At 61.9% G+C, this 26,319-nt stretch carries 21 protein-coding genes; 18 read left to right on the top strand and 3 right to left on the bottom strand.

The annotated features are described in order from the left end of the window. From F6X37_RS13895 to F6X37_RS13855, 9 genes are all read left to right on the top strand, one after another. Window positions 1–1,143, top strand: coding sequence for a CaiB/BaiF CoA transferase family protein (locus F6X37_RS13895; RefSeq protein ID WP_187611712.1), 1,143 nt, complete (start codon window positions 1–3; stop codon window positions 1,141–1,143). A 43-nt stretch (window positions 1,144–1,186) separates the two neighbouring features. Beyond that, entirely contained in the window at window positions 1,187–2,386 is a 1,200-nt protein-coding gene (locus F6X37_RS13890) for an acyl-CoA dehydrogenase family protein (protein ID WP_184064298.1), read from the top strand. Between the two features lie 31 nt (window positions 2,387–2,417). Then, window positions 2,418–3,572 carry an acyl-CoA dehydrogenase family protein gene (locus F6X37_RS13885; protein WP_187611711.1) on the top strand — a complete coding sequence of 385 codons (1,155 nt, stop codon included), beginning with the start codon at window positions 2,418–2,420 and terminating at the stop codon, window positions 3,570–3,572. A gap of 34 nt (window positions 3,573–3,606) precedes the next feature. Then, window positions 3,607–4,773, top strand: coding sequence for an acyl-CoA dehydrogenase family protein (locus tag F6X37_RS13880; protein WP_187611710.1), 1,167 nt, complete (start codon window positions 3,607–3,609; stop codon window positions 4,771–4,773). 17 nt (window positions 4,774–4,790) lie between these two features. After that, a complete protein-coding gene (locus F6X37_RS13875) occupies window positions 4,791–5,597 on the top strand; it encodes an enoyl-CoA hydratase (RefSeq protein ID WP_187611708.1) in 807 nt (268 codons plus the stop codon). 22 nt (window positions 5,598–5,619) lie between these two features. Beyond that, complete coding sequence (locus tag F6X37_RS13870) at window positions 5,620–6,489, top strand: MaoC/PaaZ C-terminal domain-containing protein (protein WP_187611706.1); 870 nt, start codon at window positions 5,620–5,622, stop codon at window positions 6,487–6,489. 139 nt (window positions 6,490–6,628) lie between these two features. Beyond that, window positions 6,629–7,837 (top strand): acyl-CoA dehydrogenase family protein, encoded by a 1,209-nt coding sequence (locus F6X37_RS13865; RefSeq protein ID WP_184062012.1) that lies wholly within the window; start codon window positions 6,629–6,631, stop codon window positions 7,835–7,837. 9 nt (window positions 7,838–7,846) lie between these two features. Next, window positions 7,847–8,980, top strand: a complete 1,134-nt coding sequence (locus F6X37_RS13860; protein ID WP_187611705.1) for an acyl-CoA dehydrogenase family protein — start codon at window positions 7,847–7,849, stop codon at window positions 8,978–8,980. A 71-nt stretch (window positions 8,981–9,051) separates the two neighbouring features. After that, window positions 9,052–10,281: a cytochrome P450 gene (locus F6X37_RS13855; protein ID WP_187611766.1), complete on the top strand. Its 1,230-nt coding sequence runs from the start codon at window positions 9,052–9,054 to the stop codon at window positions 10,279–10,281. 140 nt (window positions 10,282–10,421) lie between these two features. Here F6X37_RS13855 and F6X37_RS13850 read toward each other — a convergent pair whose 3' ends face one another. Beyond that, entirely contained in the window at window positions 10,422–11,081 is a 660-nt protein-coding gene (locus F6X37_RS13850) for a TetR/AcrR family transcriptional regulator (RefSeq protein WP_187611704.1), read from the bottom strand. Window positions 11,082–12,408: 1,327 nt separating this feature from the next. Between F6X37_RS13850 and F6X37_RS13845 the strand changes: the two genes are divergently transcribed. From F6X37_RS13845 to F6X37_RS13825, 5 genes are read left to right on the top strand one after another with little or no spacing between them, the layout of a single operon-like run. Continuing rightward, the gene (locus F6X37_RS13845; RefSeq protein ID WP_262419904.1) at window positions 12,409–14,106 is read left to right on the top strand and encodes a DUF1302 domain-containing protein; all 1,698 of its coding nucleotides are present in this window, start codon (window positions 12,409–12,411) and stop codon (window positions 14,104–14,106) included. Window positions 14,107–14,120: 14 nt separating this feature from the next. Next, entirely contained in the window at window positions 14,121–15,470 is a 1,350-nt protein-coding gene (locus F6X37_RS13840; RefSeq protein ID WP_316251962.1) for a DUF1329 domain-containing protein, read from the top strand. 49 nt (window positions 15,471–15,519) lie between these two features. Further along, window positions 15,520–15,756, top strand: coding sequence for a DUF1329 domain-containing protein (locus tag F6X37_RS36835; RefSeq protein ID WP_262419903.1), 237 nt, complete (start codon window positions 15,520–15,522; stop codon window positions 15,754–15,756). Window positions 15,757–15,766: 10 nt separating this feature from the next. After that, window positions 15,767–16,831, top strand: a complete 1,065-nt coding sequence (locus F6X37_RS13830; RefSeq protein ID WP_187611701.1) for a WD40/YVTN/BNR-like repeat-containing protein — start codon at window positions 15,767–15,769, stop codon at window positions 16,829–16,831. Between the two features lie 11 nt (window positions 16,832–16,842). Next, window positions 16,843–19,326 carry an efflux RND transporter permease subunit gene (locus tag F6X37_RS13825; protein WP_187611700.1) on the top strand — a complete coding sequence of 828 codons (2,484 nt, stop codon included), beginning with the start codon at window positions 16,843–16,845 and terminating at the stop codon, window positions 19,324–19,326. Between the two features lie 127 nt (window positions 19,327–19,453). On the opposite strand, the gene F6X37_RS13820 is transcribed toward F6X37_RS13825, so the two are convergent. Continuing rightward, window positions 19,454–20,236 carry an SDR family oxidoreductase gene (locus F6X37_RS13820; RefSeq protein WP_187611699.1) on the bottom strand — a complete coding sequence of 261 codons (783 nt, stop codon included), beginning with the start codon at window positions 20,234–20,236 and terminating at the stop codon, window positions 19,454–19,456. A 31-nt stretch (window positions 20,237–20,267) separates the two neighbouring features. Beyond that, window positions 20,268–21,278 carry a zinc-dependent alcohol dehydrogenase family protein gene (locus tag F6X37_RS13815; protein WP_187611698.1) on the bottom strand — a complete coding sequence of 337 codons (1,011 nt, stop codon included), beginning with the start codon at window positions 21,276–21,278 and terminating at the stop codon, window positions 20,268–20,270. A gap of 137 nt (window positions 21,279–21,415) precedes the next feature. Between F6X37_RS13815 and F6X37_RS13810 the strand changes: the two genes are divergently transcribed. From F6X37_RS13810 to F6X37_RS13795, 4 genes are all read left to right on the top strand, one after another. After that, entirely contained in the window at window positions 21,416–22,165 is a 750-nt protein-coding gene (locus F6X37_RS13810) for an electron transfer flavoprotein subunit beta/FixA family protein (protein WP_184050247.1), read from the top strand. Window positions 22,166–22,167: 2 nt separating this feature from the next. Then, the gene (locus F6X37_RS13805; RefSeq protein ID WP_187611697.1) at window positions 22,168–23,100 is read left to right on the top strand and encodes an electron transfer flavoprotein subunit alpha/FixB family protein; all 933 of its coding nucleotides are present in this window, start codon (window positions 22,168–22,170) and stop codon (window positions 23,098–23,100) included. Between the two features lie 140 nt (window positions 23,101–23,240). Further along, on the top strand, window positions 23,241–24,599 hold the full coding sequence (locus F6X37_RS13800) for an aromatic ring-hydroxylating oxygenase subunit alpha (protein WP_187611696.1): 1,359 nt from the start codon (window positions 23,241–23,243) through the stop codon (window positions 24,597–24,599). After that, window positions 24,599–26,308: an FAD-binding protein gene (locus F6X37_RS13795; protein WP_187611694.1), complete on the top strand. Its 1,710-nt coding sequence runs from the start codon at window positions 24,599–24,601 to the stop codon at window positions 26,306–26,308. Before F6X37_RS13800 ends, F6X37_RS13795 begins: the two co-directional genes overlap by 1 nt. Window positions 26,309–26,319: the final 11 nt, after the last annotated feature.

Genomic DNA, 26,319 nt, shown 5'->3' with positions numbered 1-26,319 from the left:
ATGGGTCCGCTTGCAGGAGTTCGAATCATCGAGCTGGCCGGCATCGGCCCGGGGCCCATGGCGGCGATGCTGCTCGCCGATCTGGGTGCGACGGTGTTGCGCATCGAACGTCGCCAGCCGGTCAAGCTCGGTATCGAGCGTCCGCTGCGCTACAACCTGTTGCTGCGCAACCGGAAGACGATTGCGCTCGACCTGAAAGACCCGCAGGCCGTCGAACTCGTGCTCACGCTGGTGGAGCGCGCCGATGCCCTGATAGAAGGTTTCCGGCCCGGCGTGACCGAGCGACTCGGGCTGGGTCCGCAGGCCTGCCTCGAACGCAATCCGAAGCTCGCTTACGGACGCATCACGGGATGGGGCCAGCAAGGTCCGCTCGCGCAGTACGCCGGGCATGACCTGAACTACATCGCAATCACCGGCGTCCTCAACGCAATTGGCCGCCGCGATCAGCCACCGTCGATACCGCTGAATCTGATCGGCGACTATGCGGGCGGTTCGCTGTACCTTGCAATGGGGCTCCTGTCGGCGATCCTGCATGCGCGCAACGGCGGCGCCGGACAGATCGTGGATGCCGCGATCGTCGACGGTACGGCCAACCTTGCTACCACGTTCTTCGGCATGCAGGCTGCCGGCATCTGGCGCGACGGGCGCGGGACGAATATCACGGATTCGGGATCGCACTTCTACGACGTTTATGAATGCGCGGACGGCAAGTGGATTACGGTCGGTCCCATCGAGGACAAGTTCTATCTCGAACTCCTCCGCCTGCTCGACATCGATCCGCAAACGCTGGGTACGCAGCTCGACGCAAGCAACTGGCCCGCCGCGCGCGCCCTTTTCGCGCTGAAATTCAAGCGACGCACACGCGAGCAATGGACCACCTTGCTCGAACACACGGACGCGTGCTTCGCACCGGTTCTGTCGTGGACCGAGGCACCCGGGCATGCGCATCTGAAGGCGCGCGGCACGTTCATCGAAGTGGACGGCATCGTGCAGCCCGCGCCGGCGCCGCGCTTCTCCGCCACGGTGCCCACGAAGCCGACGGCGCCCGAGGCGCCCGACGCGACCACGATCGACGCCGCGCTGGCGGCATGGCTCGAACCGGGCCGCATTGGCGAGTTGAAAGAAGCGGGAACGCTGGCCTGAGCCGCACCCGACAGGCGACCCATAAAGACGAAACGAGACACTCATGGATCTGCGATATACCGACGAAGAGCTGGCGTTCCGCAATGAGGTCAGAGCCTTCTTCAAGGAAGCGCTGCCGGCCGACATCCGACGCAAAGCTACCTTGGGGCAGCGCTATTCGGCGGCCGACCTGCGCCGCTGGCAACGCATGCTCTACGAGCGCGGCTGGGCGACGCCAGCGTGGGACAAGGCGTGGGGCGGGACGGGCTGGAGCGCGGTGCAGCAATACATCTTCAAGGAAGAGCTGCACATGGCCCCGGCGCCCGAGACGCTGTCATTCAACGTGAACATGATCGGTCCGGTTTTGATCGCGTTCGGCAGCGAAGAGCAGAAGCGCCATTTCCTGCCTCGCATCGCGAGCCTCGAATACTGGTTCTGCCAGGGATTCTCCGAGCCCGGAGCCGGTTCGGACCTGGCCGCGCTGCGAACCCAGGCGGTGCGCGACGGGGACCACTATGTCATCAACGGCCAGAAGCTCTGGACTTCGACGGCGCATCACGCGGACTGGATGTTCTGTCTCGTACGCACGGATTCGAGCGGCAAGAAGCAGCAGGGCATCACGTACCTGCTGATCGACATGAAGACACCGGGCCTGACCGTTCGCCCGATCGTCACGATCGACGGCCACCATGAAACCAACGAGGTGTTCTTCGACAACGTGCGCGTGCCGGTTGCGAATCGCATTGGCGAGGAAAACAAGGGTTGGGACTACGCGAAGTATCTCCTTGGCAACGAACGCAGCGGCATTGCGCGCGTGGGAGTTTCGAAGATGCGCGTGCGTCACGCGAAGGATCTTGCGAAGCGCGTGCCCTGCGGCGACGGTGTGCTGTGGGACGACCCGCGTTTTCGTGAGCGTGTTGCGGCTGTCGAGGTGGAACTGAAGGCCTTGGAGATGACGCAGATGCGCGTGATCGCCGAGAGCAGCGCGCAGCAGAGCCATGTGCCCGACCCGAAGACTTCAATCCTGAAGATCAAGGGTTCGGAGCTGCAGCAACTCGCAGCTGAATTGCTCCTCGAGGTGGCAGGGCCGGATGCTCTACCGCTCGACCTCGACTTCCTGCGCGGGCTTGCCGATCCGGTTCGCGAACCCGAATGGGCGCTCACCGTTGCGCCGAATCACTACTTCGCGCGCCACGTCTCGATCGTGGGCGGCTCCAACGAGATTCAGAAGAACATTCTCGCCAAGTCCGTACTCGGACTTTGAGCGACGGGCGAACTGCGGAGAAGCATCAGATATGGACTTTGATTTCACCGATGAGCAACGCATGCTCAAGGACAGCGTCGACCGGCTCGTCAAAGACGAGTACGGGTTCGAGCAGCGCGCGAAGTATCTCGCTGAGCCGGACGGTTTCAGCCGCGAGCTTTGGGCGCGTTACGCCGACATGGGTCTGCTGGGCCTTTCGTTTGACGAGGAATACGGCGGCAGTAATTGCGGTCCTGTCGAAACGATGATCGTGATGCAGGCGTTGGGCCGCGCTCTCGCGGTCGAACCGTATCTCGCGACGGTCGTGCTGGGCGGCGGCTTGGTGCGGCTTGGCGGCAACGCGGCGCAACGCGCGGCGATTCTGCCGCAGATTGCGCAGGGCGAGTTGCAGATGGCGTTCGCGCACAGCGAGACGCAGGCGCGGTACGACCTGGCGGACGTTGCGACCGCCGCACGACGCGAAGCCGCCGGCTGGGTGCTCGACGGCGCCAAGCGCGTTGTGCTCCACGGCGGTAGCGCCGATCTTCTCGTGGTGTCGGCGCGCGTGTCCGGTGGGAGGCGCGAGCGTGACGGCATCGGGCTGTTCGTGGTCAGGGCCGACGCAGAGGGCGTGACGCGCCACCCGTATCCGACGCAAGACCGGCTGCGTGCGGCAGACATTCAGTTGTCCGGCGTGCGCGTTCCAGATAGCGACGTTCTGGGCACCGCGGGCGCCGCGTTGCCGCTGATAGAAACGGTCGTTGCGCACGCCATCGCGGCGGTGAGCGCGGAAGCCGTAGGTGCAATGGCAGCTGCGCACGAAGAAACCGTGGAGTATCTGAAGGTCCGCAAGCAGTTCGGGGTGCCTATCGGATCATTCCAGGCGCTCCAGCATCGTGCAGTCGACATGCTCGTCATGGTGGAGCAGGCGCGCAGCATGGCGCTCTTCGCGACCATGATGAGCGAGGAGCCGGACGCGGCGGAACGCGATCGCAGTATGTCGGCGGCGAAAGTGCAGATCGGGCGCTCGGGCCGCTTCGTCGGTCAACAAGGCGTGCAATTGCACGGCGGCATCGGGATGACCGAGGAGTGCAAGATCGGTCACTACCTGAGACGCCTGAGCGTGATCGATATCCAGTTCGGTTCGACCGAACATCATCTGACCCAGCTCGCCAATGCAGGCGGACTGATCGATCCAGCAGCGTGAGCCGCGCGTCCAGCCAAGCAAACGGAAACCATTCATGAGCCGAATTTCCCCACCCGATCAATATCAGGAACTGCGCGACGCCTTGCGCGACCTCTCGAAGGCGTACCCGGACGAGTACTGGCGCCGTATCGATCACGAGCGCGTCTATCCCGAGGCGTTTGTGGACGCGCTGACGAAGGCCGGCTGGATGGCCGCGCTGATCCCTCAGGAGTATGGCGGTTCCGGCCTCGGGTTGACCGAGGCGTCCGTGATCATGGAGGAGATCAACCGCAACGGCGGCAACTCTGGCTTTTGTCATGGCCAGATGTACAACATGAATACGCTGCTCAGAAACGGCTCGGAGGCGCAAAAGCGCAACTACCTGCCGAAGATCGCGAGCGGAGAATTGCGTCTGCAATCGATGGCTGTGACCGAACCGACCACCGGAACGGACACGACGAAGCTGAAGACCACTGCTGTAAAAAGAGACGACCGGTACGTGGTGAACGGCCAGAAGGTGTGGATATCACGCGTGCAGCATTCGGACATGATGATCCTGCTCGCACGCACCACGCCGTTGTCGGACGTGAAGAAGAAGTCGGCGGGGCTGTCGTGCTTTCTCGTGGACCTGCACCAGGCTATCGGCAATGGCCTGACCGTGCGGCCGATTCCGAACATGGTCAATCACGAGACGAACGAGCTGTTCTTCGACAATCTGGAGATTCCTGAAGAGAACCTGATTGGCGAGGAAGGCAAGGGCTTCAAGTACATCCTCGACGGACTCAACGCCGAGCGCGCACTAATCGCGGCCGAGTGCATCGGCGACGGCTACTGGTTCGTCGAGCGCGCGTCGAAGTACGCCAGCGAGCGTATCGTGTTCGACCGGCCCATCGGTGTGAACCAGGGCATCCAGTTCCCGATCGCCGAGGCCTACATCGACGTGCGCGCGGCGGATCTGATGCGCTACAAGGCCTGCGAACTGTTCGACAACCATCAACCGTGCGGCGCGGAAGCGAACATGGCGAAGCATCTTGCGGCCACGGCTTCGTGGAAAGCCGCGAATGCCTGTCTGCAGACCCATGGCGGCTTCGGTTTCGCTTGCGAATACGATGTCGAGCGCAAGTTCCGCGAGACCCGGCTCTATCAGGTGGCGCCGATTTCGACGAACCTGATTCTGTCCTACGTCGCCGAGCACGTGCTCGACCTGCCGCGTTCATTCTGAACTTCGAGGAGGAGATCATGCGCTTCGAGACCATTCTGTACGACGTCAAGGACCGGGTAGCGACGATCACGCTGAACCGTCCGGAACACATGAACGCCTGGAACGACCAGGTGGCGACCGAAGTGTACGAGGCGATGCAGGCGGCGGGCGCGGACCGTGGCGTTCGCGTCATCGTTTTCACCGGCGCGGGCAAGGCGTTTTGCGCGGGCGGCGATATTCACAGCTTCGGCGGTGATCCCGCCGCGCTCATGACGAAGCTCCCGCGTCCGTTCGATATGCGCAAGCGCGCCGACTGGCAAACGCGCTGCTCTTACTACCCGGCGATTCCGAAGCCGGTGATCGCGATGCTCAACGGCGCCACCGTCGGCATTGGCCTGATCCACGCCCTTTTCTGCGACATCCGCTTTGCGTCCGAAGACGCGACCATCACGACGGCATTCGCGCGCCGCGGCCTGAGCGCGGAATACGGCATGGCCTGGATACTCGCGCGTCACGTCGGCCAGGCACACGCGCTCGACCTGCTGCTGTCGGGACGCAAGATCAAGGGGCGCGAAGCCGAACGTATGGGACTCGTGAATCGGGCAATTCCGGCGGACAAGCTGGTCGAGGAGACCTATGCGTACGCGCGTGAAATGGCGGAGTACTGCTCGCCGCGCTCGATGCGCATCATGAAGGAGCAGGTCTGGGAGGTGCCGTTCCAGACGCCCCACGAGGCGGTGATACACGCCGGGTTGGACATGCCGATCGCCAACCAGTGCGATGACTACAAGGAAGGCATGGCGAGCTTTCTCGAGAAGCGCAAGCCCAACTTCACGGACTACTGAGCACACATAGGACTACCACCTCATGCTGAACTACGAAGTCGTCAAGAACTGGCCGATCGAAGATGTCACGCAGACATATAGCGAGCGCGACGTGATGCTGTATTCGCTGGGTCTCGGGTTGGGCGCAGACCCGCTGGACGCAGAACAGCTGCGCTACGTCTATGAAAAGGACCTGCAAGCGATGCCGACTTGCGCGGCCGCGTTCGCATGGCCGAAATCGTGGATGCGCGAATCGCGTACGGGCATCGACTACCTGAAGCTCGTGCACGGTGAGCAGGACGTTCGCTTCATGCGCCCGATGCCGGTTGCAGCGACCATCGTCAGCAAGACGCGGGTGAGCCGCATCTCGGACAAGGGCGCGGGCAAGGGCGCGATCGTCGAACTCAAGCGTGACATCATCGACGCCTCGACGGGCGAACAACTTGCCGAAGTCCGGCAGGTCTCCTTTCTGCGCGGCGACGGAGGGTTCAGCGCCGGGTCGGGCGCGAGCGACGCGCCGCCCGAAGCGCTTCCGGCTGTGCCGGAGCGCGCGCCGGACGCGGAATACGTGTTTTCGACCGGCGCGCATGCAGCGTTGATCTACCGCCTTTCGGGCGACGCCAACCCCCTGCACGCGGACCCGGAGGTGGCGTCTAAAGCCGGATTCAAGCGGCCCATTCTTCACGGCCTCGCGACCTATGGCATGGCGGGTTACGCCGCGATTCGCACCTTCGCGGGCAACGATGCAAAGCGTCTGAAGCGACTCGCCTTGCGCCTGACCGCGCCGGTGTACCCCGGCGAAGAAGTGCGCTTCCAGTTCTGGCGGGACAGTGACACGCGTCTGCATCTGCGGGCGCGCGTCGACGCACGCGATGTGGTGGTGCTGAACAACGGAATCGTGGAAATTGCCTGAAACCGCGCCCGGCAGCGCCAACGAGCTTTGCAGGGCCGCGACTGGAGCCTGAAATGAAACGACCCCCATGCTCACTGTTGTTCGCGGCCCCCCGGGGGGGCTTCAGCCTCCCTTGGGGGCGGCCCGGCGGGAGGCTGAAATGGACCTGAAAGAGAGTCCCGCCGACAAGGAATTTCGCGCCACGGTGCGCGAATTCGTAGCGACTCATTTGCCCGACGACATTCGTGAACGGGTGCTGAACTTCCGCCATGTGCCGCGCGAAGACTACGTGCGCTGGCAACGCATTCTGGCCGGGAAGGGATGGGGCGCACCTGCATGGCCCGCGCAATTCGGCGGCGCCGCCTGGAATGCCGCGCAGCGCAACATTTTCGACGAGGAATGCTTTACCGCCGGCGCGCCGCGCCAGATGCCGTTTGGCCTTTCGATGGTTGGACCTGTAATCCAGAAGTTCGGCACCGACGCGCAGCGCGAACGGTTCCTGCCGCGCATCATCTCGATGGAGGACTGGTGGTGTCAGGGTTACTCCGAGCCGGGTGCGGGTTCCGATCTGGCGTCGCTCAAGACGCGTGCGGACCGTGTCGAGCGCGACGGTCAACCGTTCTACGTCGTCAACGGCCAGAAGATCTGGACCTCGTTTGCCCAATGGGCGAACTGGATTTTCTGCCTGGTCCGCACGGATGGCAGCGGCCGCCCACAGGAAGGCATCTCGTTCCTGCTGATCGATATGTCGACGCCCGGCATTACGGTCAGACCCATCCGCACGCTTGACGGCGGCCACGACGTCAACGAAGTGTTCTTCGACAATGTGGCAGTGCCAGTGAGCAATCTCGTCGGTGAGGAGCATCGCGGCTGGTCGATCGCCAAGTATCTGCTCGGCCACGAGCGGACCAACATCGCCGGCCTCGGCAACTGCAAGCGTTTCATGCGACGTCTGAAGGAGATTGCCAGCACCGAGCGTAAGCACGGCAAGCCTCTCATCGAGGACGTTCGCTTTCGCGATCGCATCGCCAGGGTGGAAATCGATTTGATCGCGCACGAATGGTCGCTGCTGCGCGTCGTCTCAGCCGAAACTGCAGGACGTCCCATCGGACCGGAGGCTTCGGTGCTGAAAATCCGCGGTTCGGAGATTCAGCAGGAGCTTACGGAGCTGATCATGGAATGCGCAGGCCCCTATGCGGTGCCATTTGTAAGCGAAGCGCTGGAGGCGCACTGGCGCGGCGAAACCGCGAACGGCGAGCTGCTCAACGCGCTGGCCGCGCACTACCTGGACTGGCGCAAGATTTCGATCTACGGCGGTTCGACTGAAGTGCAGAAAAACATCATCGCCAAGCAGGCGCTCGGCATCTGAGGACACGCCATGGACTTCACGCTGGTTGAAGAGGAACAGATGCTGGCCGACGTGGTCGGCCGTTTCGTCGAAAAGGAATACGACTTCGAGGCGAGGCGCCGTCTCGCCGCTACGCCCGAGGGCTGGTCGGCTGCGCACTGGACGACGCTGGCCGAAATGGGCGCGCTGGCGCTGAACGTGCCGCAGGATCATGGCGGCCTTGGCACGGGGCCGGTCGAGACCATGCTCGTGATGGAGGCCTTCGGCCGTGGGCTCGTACTGGAGCCGTTTGTTTCGACGGCCGTGATCGGCGCGAAGCTGATCGGGCGCGCAGGACACGAGGCGCGCAAGGCCGAGCTGCTGGCCGGTATCGCCGACGGCAGCCTGAAGACCGCGCTCGCGACGCTCGAACCTGGTGCGCGTTTCGATTTGTGGACCGTTGCGACGAGGGCCGAGCCAACGCGTGACGGGTTCATCCTGAACGGACGCAAAGGCGTCGTACTGCACGGCGACAGCGCGGACATTCTGCTGGTTTCGGCGCGTACCGCAGGCGAGCAGACCGACAGGCACGGCATCACACTCTTCGCCGTCGATGCGCGAACGCAAGGCGTGAGCGTCAAAGGATTTCCGGCACTCGACGGGCAGCGTGTCGCCGAGGTGGTGCTGGACGACGTACACGTCGGTGTAACGGCTGTGATCGGCGCCATCGATCAGGGCTATGCCTTGCTCGAGTGGACCGTCGATCAAGGTATTTTCGCGCTGTGCGCGGAAGCGGTGGGCGCGATGTCGCGGCTGAGCGATCTGACCTTTGAATATCTGCGCACGCGAAAGCAGTTCGGTTCGCCGATCGGCAAATTCCAGGCGCTGCAGCATCGCGCCGCCGATATTTTGACCGCCGTAGAGCAGGCGAAATCGATGGTCTACTTTGCGGCGGCGAAACTTGGCGATGACGACGAGCTGGAAGCCCATCGTGCTGTGACTGCCGCAAAGGCGCTGATTGGCCGTAGTGCACGCTTCGTCGCTCAGCAAGCGGTGCAACTGCACGGCGGAATGGGCATGACGGACGAACTGGCGGTGGGGTGGTACGTGAAGCGGCTCACCTGCATCGACATGACCTGGGGAAACACCGAACACCATCTCGAACTGTACGGTGCGTTCCTGTAATTGCAGTTAATCAGACGACAAGAATGGTCCCGACCGCCCATGCCGGTCGATTCGAAGAAAGGAGACAACTGATGTCAGTAGCTGCTCATGGCGGGACTCCGGATCTGGCGCCAATTCCCGCGCACGTATTGCCTGAACGAGTGTTCGACATCGATATCTACAATCCGCCGGGTGCCGAAGACGACTACCATCTCTCGCTCAAGCAGTTGCACGCCGAAGGCATTCCCGACATTCTCTGGACACCCCGCAACGGCGGACACTGGATCGCGACGCGCGGCGATGACATCTATCACATCCTCAAGGACTACGAGAATTTCTCGTCGAAGCAGCTGACAGTGCCGCTCGTCGAGCATCAACCGTTGCCGCCGATCTTCTTCGATCCTCCGCAGCACACCGCCTATCGCGCGCTGATCGCGCCCGCGTTCATGCCGCAGGCAATCGGCAAGCTCGAGGAGAAGGCGCGCGAAATGGCGATCGAACTGATCGACGGCTTTTATCCTAAGGGCGAGGTGGAATTCGTATCGGGGTTTGCGCAGCATCTTCCGATCGGCATTTTCATGAACATGGTGGCGCTGCCCGCCGAGGATCGCGAGTACTTGCTCGGCCTCGCTGACAAGATGGTCCGCCCGGTCGATGCCAACGAGAAGCTCAAGGCGCTCGGTGCGATCTTTCAGTACCTGGGGGTGAAGATTGCGGAACGCCGCGCGAACCCGGGTGACGATCTCATCAGCAAGATTGTCCATTCGAAGATCGACGGGCGCGCGCTCACCGACGAAGAAGTGCGGGGGCTCTGTGGTCTCGTGCTGATTGGCGGCCTCGACACGGTTGCCTCGGCAATGGGCTTTATCGCGCGATTCCTCGCCGGGAGCCCGGCCCACCGCAAGCAGCTCATCGACAACCCCGAACTGACGCAGAAGGCCGTGGACGAGCTTCTGCGGCGCTTCCCGGTGGTCAATCAAGGGCGGCGGATCACACACGATTTCGAGTACAAGGGCGTGCAGATGAAGACGGGTGACATGATCATCATGCCGACCACACTGCACGGTCTGGACGAGAGAAAGTTCGACGATCCGCTGAGCGTCGATTTCGCTCGGCCCACGCCGATTCATTCGACGTTCGGCAATGGCGCGCATCGTTGTCCCGGCTCGTTCCTTGCGCGCGTGGAGTTGAAGGTTTTCCTTCAGGAATGGCTTAAGCGGATTCCCGATTTCCAGATCAAGCCTGGCGAGAAAGCGGGTGTCCACGGAGGTGTGAACGGCACGCTATACCACTTGCCTCTTGTCTGGGACGTGGTCCGCTGAGGATCGGTCACAATGGCCTGAGCTGGCCATTGTGACCATGTGCGTCTGTAGAAGGGATCTGCGGCTCGGTGCGCCCGTCACATGGCGCGCCGACCGCTCCATCCGGGCGCGATTCTGGCACAAGAACCTGCCTTGTAGTTCTATGGAGATGCCTTGCTCAACGCTCGCCAGACGACCTTCATGGCGTGACGGAATGAGTCCGCATTCACTGTGTCCGCGCCGGACCGGCGAAGAAAGACGACCAGACCGTGCAGATGTGAAAGGAGTAGGGCGCCGCGCAACGTGCATTCTCCCGAGGGCAAGGTTGGGTTGATCTGCGCGATCAGTTCCGCCAGGAGACCCTGAAAATCCGCGGTAGATTTCGCCATCAGGGCATGCAGAAAGGGCTCGTGCTCTGCGAGGCTCCAGCATTCCAGCACAAAGGCGCTAACGCGGTTTCCGCCGCTCGCCGTCAGTACGGAGAACGCCTCGTCGACGATGACATCCAGTCGCGCTTCCGGTGGCCGGGATTTGTCTTGGGCGATCGTCCGATAGTGCTCGAAATAGCGATCCGTGTATGCCTCGATCGTGGCCCGCAATAGTTCTTCGCGGGTGCTGAAGTAGTGCTGCAAGGTCCTCAGTCGAATCCCTGCCTCGCTGGCAATGCGGCGTTGAGTGAAACCAGCGTTACCTTCGGATGCGAAGACCTCGATCGCCACTTCGATGATGGCGGGCACGCGGGTCGTTCTGTTCCCGCGCCGTTTGGGCCCGTCTGCTGCCGTGCTGCCGAGGTCTGCCGATGAGATGGTCAGGTCTTTCATCTGTTGTGGTCTCCTTGGCGTCTGCTGTCCTCTCGCTTGTTGCCAGTCCGGGATGTGTATCTGCGGGCTATACCTCGCCTGATACGAGCGGCGTTCGATCCAGATCGGGCAGCGCCGGCATTAATCTGATGATAGTCAGATGACGAATTAATATGTGTCTGACGACTAATTAGCCTTTAGATAGAGGCTGATCCAGTCACTCGCAACATCACATATCCTACCCGAATAAAGGGTAGATTTGTCCATACCAGCATTTTCCCTAGTGTCATCTGGGCTTGATAATGGGTCGGCTGACTACTACTATTTAGTCAATCGACACATTACGCCGGAACCGACCATTCCCGCTGTGTCGCAAGCCGAAGCAGCAGATTCGCAGGGTTTGGGGTTGGCCGGTTAGAGTCGCCAATTTGCGTTCGTGGTTGTGATGTCAGCAGCGCGCACAGGCCGTAGAAGGAGCTGGACATGAAGGTTGGGGAAGGTTCTTTGCGTTGGCTGATCGACAAGTGGATTGCGCCCACTGCAACCACCTCGGTGCACATCACCCGATGTACTTTCGCAAATTCAGGCCAGACGAGGTGTGTACTTGCGCGGTCGTCCGCCGCTGAGAACTCCCTCGCGATATTCTTCTTTCGGCACGACGACGGGGCATGGCGCGTGTTCCCGCCTCCTCCCCGCAAACCAGAAAGGCACTTCTACGCAGGAACGGGATAAGGGATTCGTCTGATCGCGGTCCATGAGCAGCCTATACAAAAGGACTGCAAAGGAAACTGATCCGATCGCACAAGCATTTTCTGCTGCTTCCGCGATTCGTCCTGCTTTCGCGCTTGAATGGAAAGACGGAAGGCCGGCTCATCGTGGCCTGTACCGCGTACCGGACTAGAATCGAAGAATCCGGGCTGCGCCCGGCCTGCCTATCGATTCATCATCGGCTCGGACGGTTTTCCGAAAGCCATCCATGGTTTGCATCGTCAATCTGCGCAGTCGAATCGGACACCTCGCAAATGCAAGCGTCGCCACTGTCTCGTCAGCGTCACGCGGCCATGCGCGGACCGCTTCGAGTTCATCACCAAACTCAAATCCACGTTTACCCCGCGTTTTGAACGTCGTTCGGAAAATTGCATCACTTAGGGGTGAGCGAGCGTTGACAGTCGAGTTTCGAGCGTTTATCTTTCCGAACAGCATTCGCATTCTGGTGACGCTGTCGGAGGTATCCGAGGCGCGATGCTGACGAGGTAGGGAGGCCGGTTTCGCTTCATTGCAAAAGTCTGCGGCAGTCCAACGGCCTGGGCCTTTTCTGCGGCAGCGCGACAAAGACAAGAGGAGACGCATGAAACAGAAGAGTCTAAAGCCAAGTGCGATCAGCCTTGGCGTGCACGCGACCTGCATCGCTGCAGCGTGCGGGTTGTGGAGCGCGAACGCCAACGCCTTCCACTTCGATGTGCCGAACCCGGACATCGACATGGAATGGGACAACACGGTGCGTGCGGACTACGGCATCCGGCTTCAGAACCCGAGCCACTTCTACACGAACAGCCCGACCTACGACGAAGGCGATCTATCGACGCCGAAGTTCAGCACGATCCAGTCGATGCTGAACCTCTACAGCGAATTCGATTTCAAGTACAAGGACACGTCCGGCTTCCGCATCAGTATGGACGCGTGGTACGACCCGACGTTCAAGAATCACAATACGAGCAATCCTGCATTTCCTCCGAACTATCCGAACAACGAGTACACCAGCTACATCAAGAAGTACTACCAGGGGCCGAGCGCGGAGCTGCGTGATGCGTTCGTGTTCCACACTTTTGACCTCGGTGGTCACTCTGTCAACGTCAAGCTCGGCCGGACGGCAGTCACCTGGGGGCAGTCGGCGTTTGCTACGCTGGGTGGCGCGAACTCGGTGGCCATCGGTCAGCAGCCGCTCGACCTGATGAAACTGACGCAGAGCCCGAGCGCTTCGCTCAAGGAAATCGTGTTGCCGACGGCTCAGGCCGACGTGACGACGAACATTACCGACACGTTCTCTCTCGGCGCGCAGTACACGTTCGAATGGAATCACGATCGGCTGCCTGAAGGCGGCACGTATTTCGGCGGTGCCGATCCTATTCTTTACGGCCCTCCGATCGCCAGCTACCAAAACATTCCGGGGCTGGGCACATTCGCGATTCCGCGCATCGCGCCGACGAAAGGCCAGATCGGCGATATCGGCATCGACGGCAAGTGGCGTGTCGATTCGATCGCAACGACCTATGAATTTACGTACCGCCACTTCGCCATGAAGATGCCGTGGGCGGCGGTGCTACTCCCGGGTGCCGGACCCGAACTCTTCCCGGGCACCAACCTTCCCGGTGTTACGGCGAAGTACGGCAACGACGTGAACCTGATCGGCGCTGGCTTCAACAGTGCGATCGGCAGCTCGGCAGTGGCAGGCGAGCTGTCGTATCGCTGGAACATGCCACTCAATGCCGTCAACACGACGACGGTCAACGATGCGCCGACGGGTCGCACGCTGCACGGTCTGCTGAACGTCACGCAGTCGTTCGGCAAGACGCCCTTGTGGGACAACATGTTCCTGCAGGCGGAATTCGCGTTCAACCAGCTGCTAAGCGTGCAATCGAATGCGCGGAATTTTGCCAACTCCAGTTATGACACCACGGGCCAATGCTCGGCATCGGGCAACTCCGCGTTTAACAACTGCTCGACGCGCTTCTGGGCCGGGATCGGCGTTGGTGCGAGCCCGCAGTGGTATCAGGTATTCCCTGGGGTTGATTTGACGATGCCGCTGTTCGTTAATCTGAATCTGAAGGGCTACTCATCTGTCATCGCGCCAGCGGCCGAAGCACAGGGGCAGAACACCTTCGTGGTCGGGCTTGATTTCACGATCTACAACAAGCATGAGGTGGACATTACCTACACCTACTACATGAACAAGAAGGGGTACTCAACGGCGGGAGCCGCGACGGCGCTCGGTGCACCGTACAGCGACAAGTCGTGGATCGGCATCACCTATCAGACAACGTTTTGATGATGGAGGCACGTGTGAAAAGTTTCCCAAAGCTTCTTAAGGCGCTGGCGATACTCGCCGCGGTTTGGGCCTCACCGTATACGCTGGCGATCGAGAGTGGGATCACGCCGTTCGGCGCGGAAATTGCCGGCAACAAGGACGGCACGATTCCAGCATACACGGGGGGCATCAAGGACTTTCCGACCGGGTTCAAGGCCGACTCCGGAAAATGGGCCGACCCGTTTCCCGGTGAAAAGCCGGTTCTGCAAATCACGGCTCAGAACTATCAGCAATACGCCGACAAACTGAGTGCCGCCTCGATCGAGCTGTTCAAGCGCTATCCGACTTACCGGATGGACGTTTACCCGACACACCGCTCGGTTTCGTATCCGGACTGGTATCTCCAGAACTCGGAAAAGGACGCGGAAAGTGCCAAGCTCGAAAAAAACGGCCTTTATATCGATGGGGCGTTCGGCGGCAAGCCGTTCCCGGTGCCGAAAAACGGTCAGGAGGCGCTGTGGGACTGGGAATTACGCTACGTCGGAACGGCCCAGAAAAACAACGTGAAGACGTGGCTCGTCGATTCGAGCGGCACGCCGATTCTTGCTGCGCAGTTCAAGAGTTCGCTGCTCTATCCGTATTTCGAGCCGAAGGACGAAGCGGAGTTTCGCAAGAAGGGCCCTCTCGCGATCTGGTATCAGGTATATAACGACTACGCGTCACCGGCCCGCCTGATTGGCGACACGACGCTCTTCTGGTACTTCACGGATTCGGCCGATCACGATCAGCAATCGTGGGAATACAACCCGGGCCAACGCCGCGTGCGCGTGGCGCCCGATCTCGCCTACGACACGCCGAACCCCGGCTATTCCGGCGCGATCACGATGGACGACATCCAGTTGTTCTACGGCAAGATCGATCGCTGGAACGCGAAGCTGGTCGGCAAGAAGGAAATGTACATTCCGTACAACGACTACAAGCAGCAGTACGACACGCCGGCCAGCAAGATCACCACGCCGCATTTCGTGAATCCCGATTATGTCCGGTGGGAGCTGCACCGCGTATGGGTCGTGGATCTGACGCTCAAGCCGGGCGCGCGTCACATCTACAGCAGGAAGACGCTGTACTTCGACGAAGATGGCGGCGGGGGAATGATGGATGCCTACGACCAGTCCGGCAAGCTCTATCGCGCCGGCTTTGAGACCACGGTTCCCGCGTACGACTACAAGGTGCCGTATTCGCTCGGTAACTGGTTCTACGACTTCAACAGCGGCATTTATATCTTCGGCAGCCATCCGGCGGACTCGCCCGGGATTTTCTTCAACGTGAATTTCCCAAATGACTACTTCACGCCGGAGCGTATGCAATCCGCGGGTGTGCGCTAATTGCGGGCCGAGTTGAGGATGAGGTATTGAGTGATGCGTCCTGCCCGGCTTGCCTGGCGGGACGCATCACCAGCAGAACGCGAAGCTCGAAAAGAATGGCCTGTTCGTTTCCGGCGCATTCGGCGGCAAACCGTTCCCGGTGCCGAAGGACGGTCAGGAAGCGTTGTGGGATTGGGAACTGCGCTACGTGGGTACGGCGCAGCGCAATAATGTGAGACGTGGCGCACAAAGAAGTTTTCATAAAAAGCTCAGGACTGTTCGCGTGATCGATCGCCAGTTACTGTGAAGGAGACACAATGCGCAAGACCCTGTTTCGTTGGCTGGCAATCGTCGCCGCGGCATGCGCCGCGAGCGGGTCGGTCTACGCCGAATTCGCCGACCCGATGCGCTCGCCCGCCGTCATCAACCCGCAGGCCGCGCATGAACCGCTGATGGCGCTGGCGCAGGCCGGACAGCGCCTGGTCGCGGTAGGTCCGCGCGGAGCAATTCTCGTATCGGACGACGCCGCCGTGCACTGGCGCCAGGTACAGGTGCCGGTGAGTTCCGATCTGGTGGCCGTTACGTTCAAGTCGGCCGCGCTGGGCTGGGCGGTCGGACACGACGGCGAGGTGCTCCATACCACCGACGGTGGCAATAGCTGGACGCGACAGCTCGACGGCCAGCAGGCGGCCAGGCTGATGAGCGAGTACTACGCGAAGCAACAGGGCGATTCACCTGATCTCAAGGCATCGCGCGAAGAGGCCGAGCGCTTTGAAGCGGACCAGGGAGGCCGTCCGTTTCTCGACGTCTGGTTCGATGACGAGCGTTCCGGCTGGGTCATCGGTTCGTTCAACATCATTTTTCATACCGACGACGGCGGCAACAGCTGGGTGCCCTGGTTCGATCGAGTTGACAATCCCAACGCACTGAATCTGCATGCGATGCGCCGCATCAACGGCACGCTTTTTATCGCGGGCGAACAGGGGCTGCTGCTCAAGCTCGATCCCGACAAGCAGCGTTTCGTCGCGGTGCCTACGCCGTCGAAGGGTAGCTTCTTCGGTCTCGCTTCGTCGGGCGATGCGCTGATCGTCTACGGTCTGCTCGGCAACGCGTATCGCTCCACCGACGGCGGCGCGACGTGGGACAAGATCACGCTGCCGACCGGCGCGAGCATTCTCGCTTCGGCTGAACTGCCGAACGGCCACCTTATTCTCGCGACCCAGGCGGGCGAGCTGCTCGAGAGCGTCGACCAGGGGGCAACGTTTCATACACTCGGCGCGAGCCAGCCAGGCGGCATCTTCGCCATGGCGCTGCGCGGCGACACCGCGGTGCTGGCCGGTGCGGCCGGCCTGTCGCGGATCGCATTGTCGAAGTTGCACTAGGGGGAGCAGACATGGCTGGCGGCAACAATGCCCAATTCGACAAGATGCCCGTGGTGGCGGATCTTGCCAGCTTCGATACGCGCTCGGGTAACGCGCTCGAGCGGTTGATATTCAACCAGCGTCCGTGGCTCATCATCATCTGCGCGATCATCACGGCGGTGCTGGGATTTCAGGCGCTGCGGCTCGATGTGAATGCGAGCTTCGAGAAGATGATTCCGCTGTCGCATCCGTACATCAAAAACTACCTCGCCAACAAGGCGGATCTGAAAGGACTCGGCAATTCGCTGCGGATCGTCGTCGAGAATCCGTCGGGTGACATCTACGATCCGAAATATCTCGCGGCGCTGCGGCGTATCAACGACGCGTTGTTCCTGATTCCGGGCGTCGACCGGCCTGGCGTGAAGTCGCTCTGGATGCCGATCGTGCGCTGGAACGTGGTCACGGAGCGCGGCTTCGCAGGGGGACCGGTGATGCCGGACGGCTTCGACGGGTCCGCGCAGGCAGTCGAACAGCTGCGCACCAACGTTGCCCGCGCCAACATCGCGGGCAGCCTCGTGTCGAACGATCTGCATTCGAGCATGATCCAGCTGCCGCTGCTCGATCATTACGCCGATACCGGCAAGCCGCTCGACTACGCGAAGCTCTCGCACCGGATCGACGAGGTCATCAAAGCGGAGGGCCGCGGCGAGGTCCGGGTTCACGTGGTGGGCTTCGCGAAACTGATCGGCGACCTGATCGACGGACTCAAGCTGGTAGCGATGTACTTCGGCGCGGCCGCGGGGATCGCCCTCGTCGTGATCTTTCTCTATACGCGCTGCTATCGCAGCACGCTGCTGGTGGTGGGGTGTTCGCTGATTGCGGTGGTCTGGCAGCTCGGCATCATTCGCACGCTCGGCTATGTGCTGGACCCGTACTCGGTGCTCGTACCGTTTCTCGTTTTCGCGATCGGCGTCTCGCACGGCGCGCAGAAGATGAACGGGATCACGCAGGACATCGGGCGTGGCACGCATCGCTACGTGGCGGCGCGCTACACGTTCCGGCGGCTTTTCCTCGCCGGTCTCACGGCGTTGCTCGCGGACGTGGTTGGCTTTGCCGTGCTGATGGTGATCGACATTCCGGTAATCAAGGATCTGGCATTTACCGCGAGCGTTGGCGTCGGCGTGCTGGTCTTCACCAACCTGCTGCTGCTGCCGGTACTACTGTCATACATTGGTGTGAGTCCGTCGGCTGCACGACGCAGCGTGCGTGGCGAGCAGAACGACGCGCGCGGCACCTCGTCGGCGGGCGCGCTGTGGAATCTGCTTGATCGCTTCACCGAGCGCCGCTGGGCTGTCGGTGCGATCGTTTGTGCGGCGGCGCTCACGGTGTTCGGCTGGTCGATCAGTCAGCACCTGCAGATCGGCGACCTCGATTCGGGCGCGCCGGAACTCAGGCCGGAGTCGCGTTATAACCTCGACAACGCGTACACCAACGCGCACTACGGTCTGTCGAGCGACCTGTTCGTCGTGATCGGCAAGTCGTCGCACGGCACCTGCGACGCCAACAACTTCCCGCTGGTGCTCGAGGCGGATCGGCTCGAAACCGCACTGCGGGGCGTGCCGGGGGTGCAGACCACCACCTCGGTCGGCGGTCTCGCGCGCTGGGTGACGGCCGGGTTCTACGAGGGCTACCCGAAGTGGTACACGATCGACCGCGTGCCTTCGATCGTGAACAAGACGGTGTGGCAGATCCTGCTCGATCATCCTGATCTGCTGAGCCAGACCTGCGGCACCGCACCGGTCATCGCCTATCTGACCGATCACAAAGCGGCGACGCTGTCGCGCGTGATGGAGGCTGCAGAGGCGTTCGCGAAAACCCATAGCGACGCCGATCATCAGTTCCTGATGGTCGCCGGGTCGGCGGGCATCGACGCGGTGACGAACGTCGTTGTTGCCAAGGCGAACCGCACGATGCTGTTGATGGTGTATGCAGCGGTGATCCTGCTGTGCTTCATCACGTTCCGCAACTGGCGCGCGGTCGTGGTGGCGGTCGTGCCGCTCGGGATCACGTCGGTGCTGTGCGAGGCGCTGATGGTCAAGCTCGGCATCGGCGTGAAGGTGGCAACGCTGCCGGTGATCGCGCTGGGCGTGGGCATCGGCGTCGACTATGCGCTCTATCTGCTGAGTGTGCAGCTCGCGTATCAGCGCGCTGGGCAGCCGCTGCGTGTAGCCTATCGGCACGCGGTGCAGTTCACCGGGAAGGTCGTGGCGCTGGTCGGTGTGACGTTGGCTGCCGGCGTCATAACGTGGGCGTTCTCGCCGATCAAGTTCCAGGCCGATATGGGCATCCTGCTCACGTTCATGTTCCTGTGGAACATGATCGGCGCGCTGATCCTCATTCCGGCGCTGTCGCATTTCCTGCTGCAAGGCATTTCGCGTAAAGCTGTGGCGAAGGGCGGCGCCGCCGGTTCCACGAAGGTCGAGGCCTGTAGCGGTGAGGCAACGCTGCGGTCGTGACTGCGAACGGGTGCCGCTCTTCAAGCGGCACCCTGGCAGGACAAAAGAATTGGCCGGCTATCTGTGGAGATAGCGGGCCGGTTTGCCTGCAGGTCACGCGGCGCGTTGGGGCGAACCGCTCGTTGCGCTACACCACGGACATCGAGAAGCTCAGGATCTCCGAGACCCCGCCGTCGACCATCAGCATTTGCCCATTCATGTAGGAACTCGCTTCGGAGGCGAGAAAAACCGCGACGCCGCCGAGTTCCTCGGGATTCCCCCAGCGTCCCACCGAGATATGCGAACGCACGATTTCCTTCATCCGCGGGTTGGACGTGACAGGCTCGGCCATTTCGGTGAGGAAGTAGCCGGGGCAGATGCCGTTGCAACGAATGCCGTGTCGGCCCAGTTCCGCGCCGAGCGATTTCGTCAGTCCGGCAATCGCGTGCTTGCTGGCCACGTATGCCTGCAGCTTCTCGCGACCGAGCACCGACACATAAGACCCGACGTTGATGATGCGTCCGTGTCCGCGTTCGATCATCTGGCGCGCAACTTCCTGCGCGAGCACGTAGGCGGCCGTAACGTTGGTATCCATCGTTCTTTGCCACATGTCGAGGTTCGACTGCAGAAAATCACTCCACTCGCAAATGCCGGCATTGTTGAGCAGGACGTCGATGCGTCCGTGGCGTGCAAGGACGTTGCGAACGCCGTTTCTGATTGCGCCCTGATCGGTGAGGTCGAACGGTTCGATATCGACGTCGCCGCCCGCTTTACGAATCGATTCCGCAGCGGTTTCGAGGCTCGCGCGCGAACGCGCGCACAGTATTACCGTCGCACCCGCTGCAGCCAGCGCGTTAGCCATGGCGAAACCGAGGCCGCGCGACGCGCCGGTGACGAGCGCAATCTGTCCTTCCAGTGAAAAGAGTTTCATAGTCTGACTCCGTGGATCATGCGAAGGCTGGTTACCGGTGGCGAATGACGATCTTGCCGAAATGCTGCTGGCTTTCGAGGTGCCGCAGCGCATCCGGTACGCGCGCAAAGTCATAAACCGAGTCGATGACGGGCTTGAGCTTGTGCAGTCCGATCGCGCGGTTCATCGCTTCGAAATCCTGACGGGAGCCGACGCGGATCGGCGCGATCGACAGTCCGCGCGTGAAGAATCCTTCGCCGGGAGAAGGGGCGCCGGTCAGCAGTCCGACCACGCTGATGCGCCCGCTGTCGCGAGCGGCGGCAATGGACTTGCCGAAGGTTTGGGCACCGCCCACCTCGACGACCAGATCGACCCCAAAGCCATCGGTCAGGCGCAGCACGGCGTCATCCCAATTCGGCGTGTCGCGGTAGTTGATCGTGGCGTCGGCGCCGAGTTCGGCAAGCCGTTTGAGCTTCGCTTCGCTCGACGAAGTCGCGATCACGCGCGCGCCGAACAGACGGGCGAGCTGCAGAGCGAACAGCGATACCCCGCCAGAGCCCTGTACGAGCACGGTTTGGCCCGGCAGCAGCGGCGCATGCTGGCACAGCGCGTTCCATGCGGTGAGCGCGGCGCAAGGCAGCGTTGCGGCCTCCTCGTCGGAAAGATGATCCGGAACGCTAACCAGTTCTTCCTCGCTCAGCACCGCCTTGTCGCGCAGCATGCCTTCGACGATAGCGCCGCGGCCCAGCGTATCCGCGTGTTGCGGGCGGGTGCCGCCGTGCCAGTTCTGCGCGAAATTGGCCATCACCCGGTCGCCGGGTCGGAAGCGCCGCACGCCTGGGCCGACGCCAAGCACGACGCCCGCGCCGTCCGAGGCCGGAATGAAGTTGGGCGCCATCCAGTCGCGATACGCACCGTTGATCAGCAGCAACTCGCGGAAATTCAACGAACTCGCATTGACCTGTACCAGGACCTGATGAGCGCCGGGCGGCGCCGGATCGGGTTCCTCGCGCAATGCCAGACCCGCAATACCTTCAAACCGTTCACATCGATAGAGCTTCATTGGTCGTCTCCATGGTGTCGAACGAGGGCGTCGAATTGAGCGACAAGCGACGTTCTCCTCATTCTTCTCGTTGACAGCTACAAAAAGATGAGTTCAGAATATAGAACATTGTTCAACAAAGCGTTCGGAGCGTCAAATTGAAAATACTGGTCGCGGTGAAGCGCGTGATCGACTACAACGTGAAACCTCGGGTGAAGTCCGATGGTTCGGGCGTCGATCTGGCCAACGTGAAAATGGCCATGAACCCATTCGATGAGATCGCGGTGGAGGAGGCGGTGCGCCTCAAGGAAGCGGGCGTGGCGAGTGAAGTCGTCGTGGTGTCGGCGGGAACCGCGCAATCGCAGGAGGTGCTGCGTACGGCGCTCGCGATGGGGGCTGATCGCGCGGTGCTGGTGGAAAGCGATGCGGATCTGCAGCCGCTCGCGGTCGCCAAGCTGCTGGCCGCCGTGGCCGCGCGGGAAACTCCGCAACTGGTGCTGCTCGGCAAGCAGGCCATCGACAACGACGCGGGACAAACCGGCCAGAAGCTCGCCGCGTTGCTCGGCTGGCCGCAAGCCACGTTCGCGTTCAAGACGGAAGTGGACGGTCAACAACTACTCGTCACGCGTGAGATCGATGGCGGACTCGAACGTGTCGCGCTCGATCTGCCGGCGGTGGTCACGACGGACTTGCGTCTGAACAGTCCGCGCTACGTGACGCTGCCCAACATCATGAAAGCGAAGAAGAAGCCGCTGGAGACGCTGAGCCCCGACGCGCTGGGGGTCGACGTTGCACCTCGTCTGAAGGTTCTCGAAGTGACCGAGCCGCCGGCGCGTAAGGGCGGCGTGATGGTTCCCGATGTTGCAGCGCTGATTGAAAAGCTTCGTAACGAAGCGAAGGTGATCTGATCATGACTATTCTCGTTATCGCCGAACACGACAACGCAAGCCTCAAGCGCGCCACGCTCAACGCCATCACGGCGGCGGGCGCTGCCGGCGGCGACATTCATGTACTGGTCGCAGGCCACGGCGCGTCGGCGGTGGTAGAGCAGGCCGCGAACGTTGCCGGCGTCGCCGAAGTGCTCGTCGCGGATGCACCCGAATACGCGCATGGGCTGCCGGAAAATCTGGCCGCACTCGTCGTTTCGCTGGCTAGCGGTTATACGCACGTGATCGCGGCCTCCACGGCCGTGGGCAAGAACTTCATGCCGCGGGTAGCCGCGCTGCTCGACAGCGCGCAGATTTCCGACGTGATCGCTTTCAAGGCCCCCGATGTGTTCGTGCGTCCGATCTACGCCGGCAATGCACTCGCCACGGTCCAATCGTCCGACGCAATCAAGGTCGTCACGATTCGTCCGACTGCCTTCGATGCGGCCGCTACCGGTTCGGCCGCCGCGCCGTCGCGCGCAGTCGCATCGGCAGCGGCTTTCGACAAGGCCCGTTTCGTCGGCCAGGAACTGACGAAATCGAGCCGGCCGGAGCTTGCGGCAGCCAACATCGTGGTGTCGGGCGGCCGAGGCATGCAGAACGGCGACAACTTCAAACTGCTCGACGCGCTCGCGGACAAGCTTGGCGCCGCGGTCGGCGCGTCGCGCGCCGCGGTCGACGCCGGCTTCGTGCCGAACGACTATCAGGTCGGCCAGACCGGCAAGATCGTCGCGCCTCAGTTGTATATCGCGGTGGGTATCTCGGGCGCGATTCAGCACCTCGCCGGTATGAAGGACTCGAAAGTCATCGTCGCGATCAACAAGGACAGCGAGGCGCCGATCTTTCAGGTGGCCGACTACGGTCTGAGCGCCGACCTTTTCGACGCTGTCCCGGCACTGACCGCGGCGCTCGATTGACGTTCGCCCGGATTGACACCGACCAGAACGCTGTTCAAGATAATTGAACAGCTAGTTGCAATATGGCCGTCGACCGCGCGGCCGCCACATAAAAAGCCGGAACCGGTGCCTACGCCGGCCATATGACGAAGGAGATAACAATGGGTAACACCAGTCCCGATTCGGGTGAGCACACTGTCCGCCTCGATTTTGTCCCGAAGGACAGTTACCTGTCGAAGCAGTTTCTCGAGCGCGAGAAAGAGCGCCTCTGGCCGCGAATCTGGCAGGTCGCCTGCCGTCTGGAAGAGATTTCCAACGTGGGCGACTTCGTGACCTTCGACGTGGCCGGCGAATCGATCATCGTGGTGCGAACCGCGGGAGATCAGATCAAGGCCTTCTTCAACGTCTGCCAGCACCGTGGCCGGCGCCTGACTAATGGCTGTGGCAAGGCCGCGAAATTTCACTGCGCCTATCACGGCTGGCAGTGGAATCTGGATGGCAGTCTTGCGCGTGTGCTCGACAGGCAAGATTGGGAAGGTTGCCCGGACATGGCTGACGGGGACCTTCGTCTCACGGACGTGCTGGTCGATACGTGGGGCGGGTTCGTGTTCATCAATATGGATCCGGACGCAGAGCCGCTCGCGAAATTTCTCGACCCGGTGCCGGAGATCACGAACTGCTTCGAGTTCGAAAAGATGCGCTACCGCTGGTACAAGTCGATTCGTCTGCCGTGCAACTGGAAGGTTGCACTCGAAGCGTTCAACGAGGGTTATCACGTAGCGGCAACCCATCCGCAACTGCTCGACGTCGCCGGCGATGACGTGACGCGCAGTTTCTCCTATGGCCGCCATGGGATGTTTGGTTATTCGACGGCTACGCGGATGATCGGCGCGCCCTCGCCGCGAACCGGCAAGCCGATGCCGGAAGACGTACGCCAGGGGCTCGTGAACTTTTTCCGGGTAATGGAAGAGACTCTGAAGGCGATCAATACCGCGCGCGATTACGAAGCCGCGAAGCGCCTGATGACCGAAATGTCGCCGTCGGGTAACCAGTTCGAAGTCCTTGGGAAGGCGATGGAATTTCAGCGCGAGGCGGCCATCGCCGAGGGTGCGGGCTGGCCCGAGATCTCTTTCGAGCAACTGGGTCGCGCGGGAGCGGACTGGCACGTGTTTCCGAATCTGGTGTTCCTGCCGTACCCGGACGGCGCGTTGTTCTATCGCGCGCGGCCGGATGGCGACAACCCGGATTCGTGCATCTACGACATCTGGTCGCTGCAGCGCTTCGCGCCTGGGGCGGAGCCGCCGTTGAAGCGCGAGTTCTATTACGGCGTGGACGACTGGAAGGAGAACGCGCAGGAGAACTTCGGCCTGATCCTGTGGCAGGACTTCCAGAACATGACCAACGTTCAGCAGGGCATGAAGTCGCGCGGCTTCAAGGGTTTGCGCACCAATCCGCTGCAGGAATCGTCGGTTTCGAACTTCCATCGCGCGCTGCGCGAATTCATCGCGCGGGATGAGTGATGTCGACGAACTGGGACGCAACCTACGACTTCGTGGTGGTCGGCAGCGGCGGGGGTTCGATGTGTGCGGCGCTTGCCTGCAAGTCGGTGGGCAAAGAAGCACTGATCATCGAGAAGCAGGCGAAGGTCGGCGGCTCGACCGGATATTCGGGCGGGGTCTGGTGGCTTCCGAACAATCATGTGATGAAGCGTCACGGCGTCAGCGATTCCTATGAACGCGCGCGCCAGTACTTCGATGCGGCGGTTACTTATCAAGGGCCGGGGACTTCTGACGCGCGACGCGAGGCTTACTTGCGCACCGGCCCGAAGATGGCCGAGTTTCTCGAGCAGCAGGGGATGCAGTTCGTGTACGCGGACGGCTGGTCCGATTACTACGACACGCTGCCCGGTGGCGAGCCGCGTGGCCGGTCGCTGCTGGCCAGGTTGTTCGACGTGAAGGAACTGGGCGAATGGGCGCCGCGTCTGTCGCGCTACAAGGGCCCGTCGATGCCGGCCAACTCGGACGAATATCCGCAACTGTTTCTGATGAAGCGGACGTGGGGCGGCAAGCGCAAGGCGATGCAACTGGGTGGCCGGATGCTCTATCAGAAGATTACCGGCAAGGAGCTCGTGGCCAACGGCGCGGCGATTCAGGGGCGCATGCTGCAGATGGCGCTGCGCGCGGACGTGCCGATCTGGACGGACACGCCGGTGCGCGAGTTCATCGTCGAGGACGGACGCGTGACCGGCATCGTCGCGGTACGCAGCGGCCGCGAGTTGCGCGTGCGCGCTCGCGAAGGCGTCCTGCTGAATACCGGCGGCTTTTCACACAACGCGGAAATGCGCCGCAGGTACCAGCCGCAGCCGTCGTCCGCGAACTGGACCAATGCGAATCCGGGCGATACCGGTGAAATCCTGCAAGCCGCGATTGCGCTCGGCGGCGCAGTGGACTGCATGGAGGAAGCGTGGTGGGTCGTGACGTCGCTCGGTCCCAACGAGGAACTGCCCGAAGGTGCACGCGCGCCGGATGGCTCGCCGCTGCCGTTCATGCATCACCTCGACCTGTCGCTGCCGTTTTCGATCATGGTCGATCAGGACGGCGAGCGCTTTTGCGACGAAGCGGGAGCGTACATGGAAATCGGTCAACGCATGTACCAGCGCCACAAGCAGACGGGTAAGGCCGTTCCCGCATGGGTCGTGATGGACAGCCGGCAGCGTAAGTACTACCCGTGGGGCACGGCGATGCCGGGCCAGATTCCGCAGAAGTGGCTCGACAGTGGATACATGATCAAGGCTGACACGCTCGAAGAACTGGCCGCGAAATGCAGTATCGACCGTGCTGGGCTGCTCGGGACCGTCAAGCGCTTCAACGGCTTCTGCGAAACGGGCGTCGACGAAGATTACGGTCGCGGCTCGCGCGCATTCGATCGCTGTCATGGAGACCCGACCATCAAACCGAACCCCAATCTCGGGCCGATCGAGGAGGGGCCGTTCTACGCCGTGCGCATGTATCCAGGGGATGTGGGCACGGCAGGCGGTCTCGTGACCGACGAATACGGGCGCGTGCTGAAGGACGATGGTTCGCAAATCCCTGGGCTGTACGCCACCGGCAACTGCACGGCATCCGTGGTTGGCCGGTGTTATCCGGGCGCCGGCAGCAGCATCGGCGCATCGTTCGTGTTCGGTTACATCGCGGCGCTGCATGCGAGCGGCGCGCAAAAGATCTGGTGACACAGGAGAGT

The sequence above is a fragment of the Paraburkholderia sp. 31.1 genome, assembly GCF_014397645.1.
GTDB lineage: Bacteria > Pseudomonadota > Gammaproteobacteria > Burkholderiales > Burkholderiaceae > Paraburkholderia > Paraburkholderia tuberum.
The sequence above is the reverse complement of the archived record's forward strand: the minus strand, read 5'-3'. Positions and strand labels throughout refer to the sequence as shown.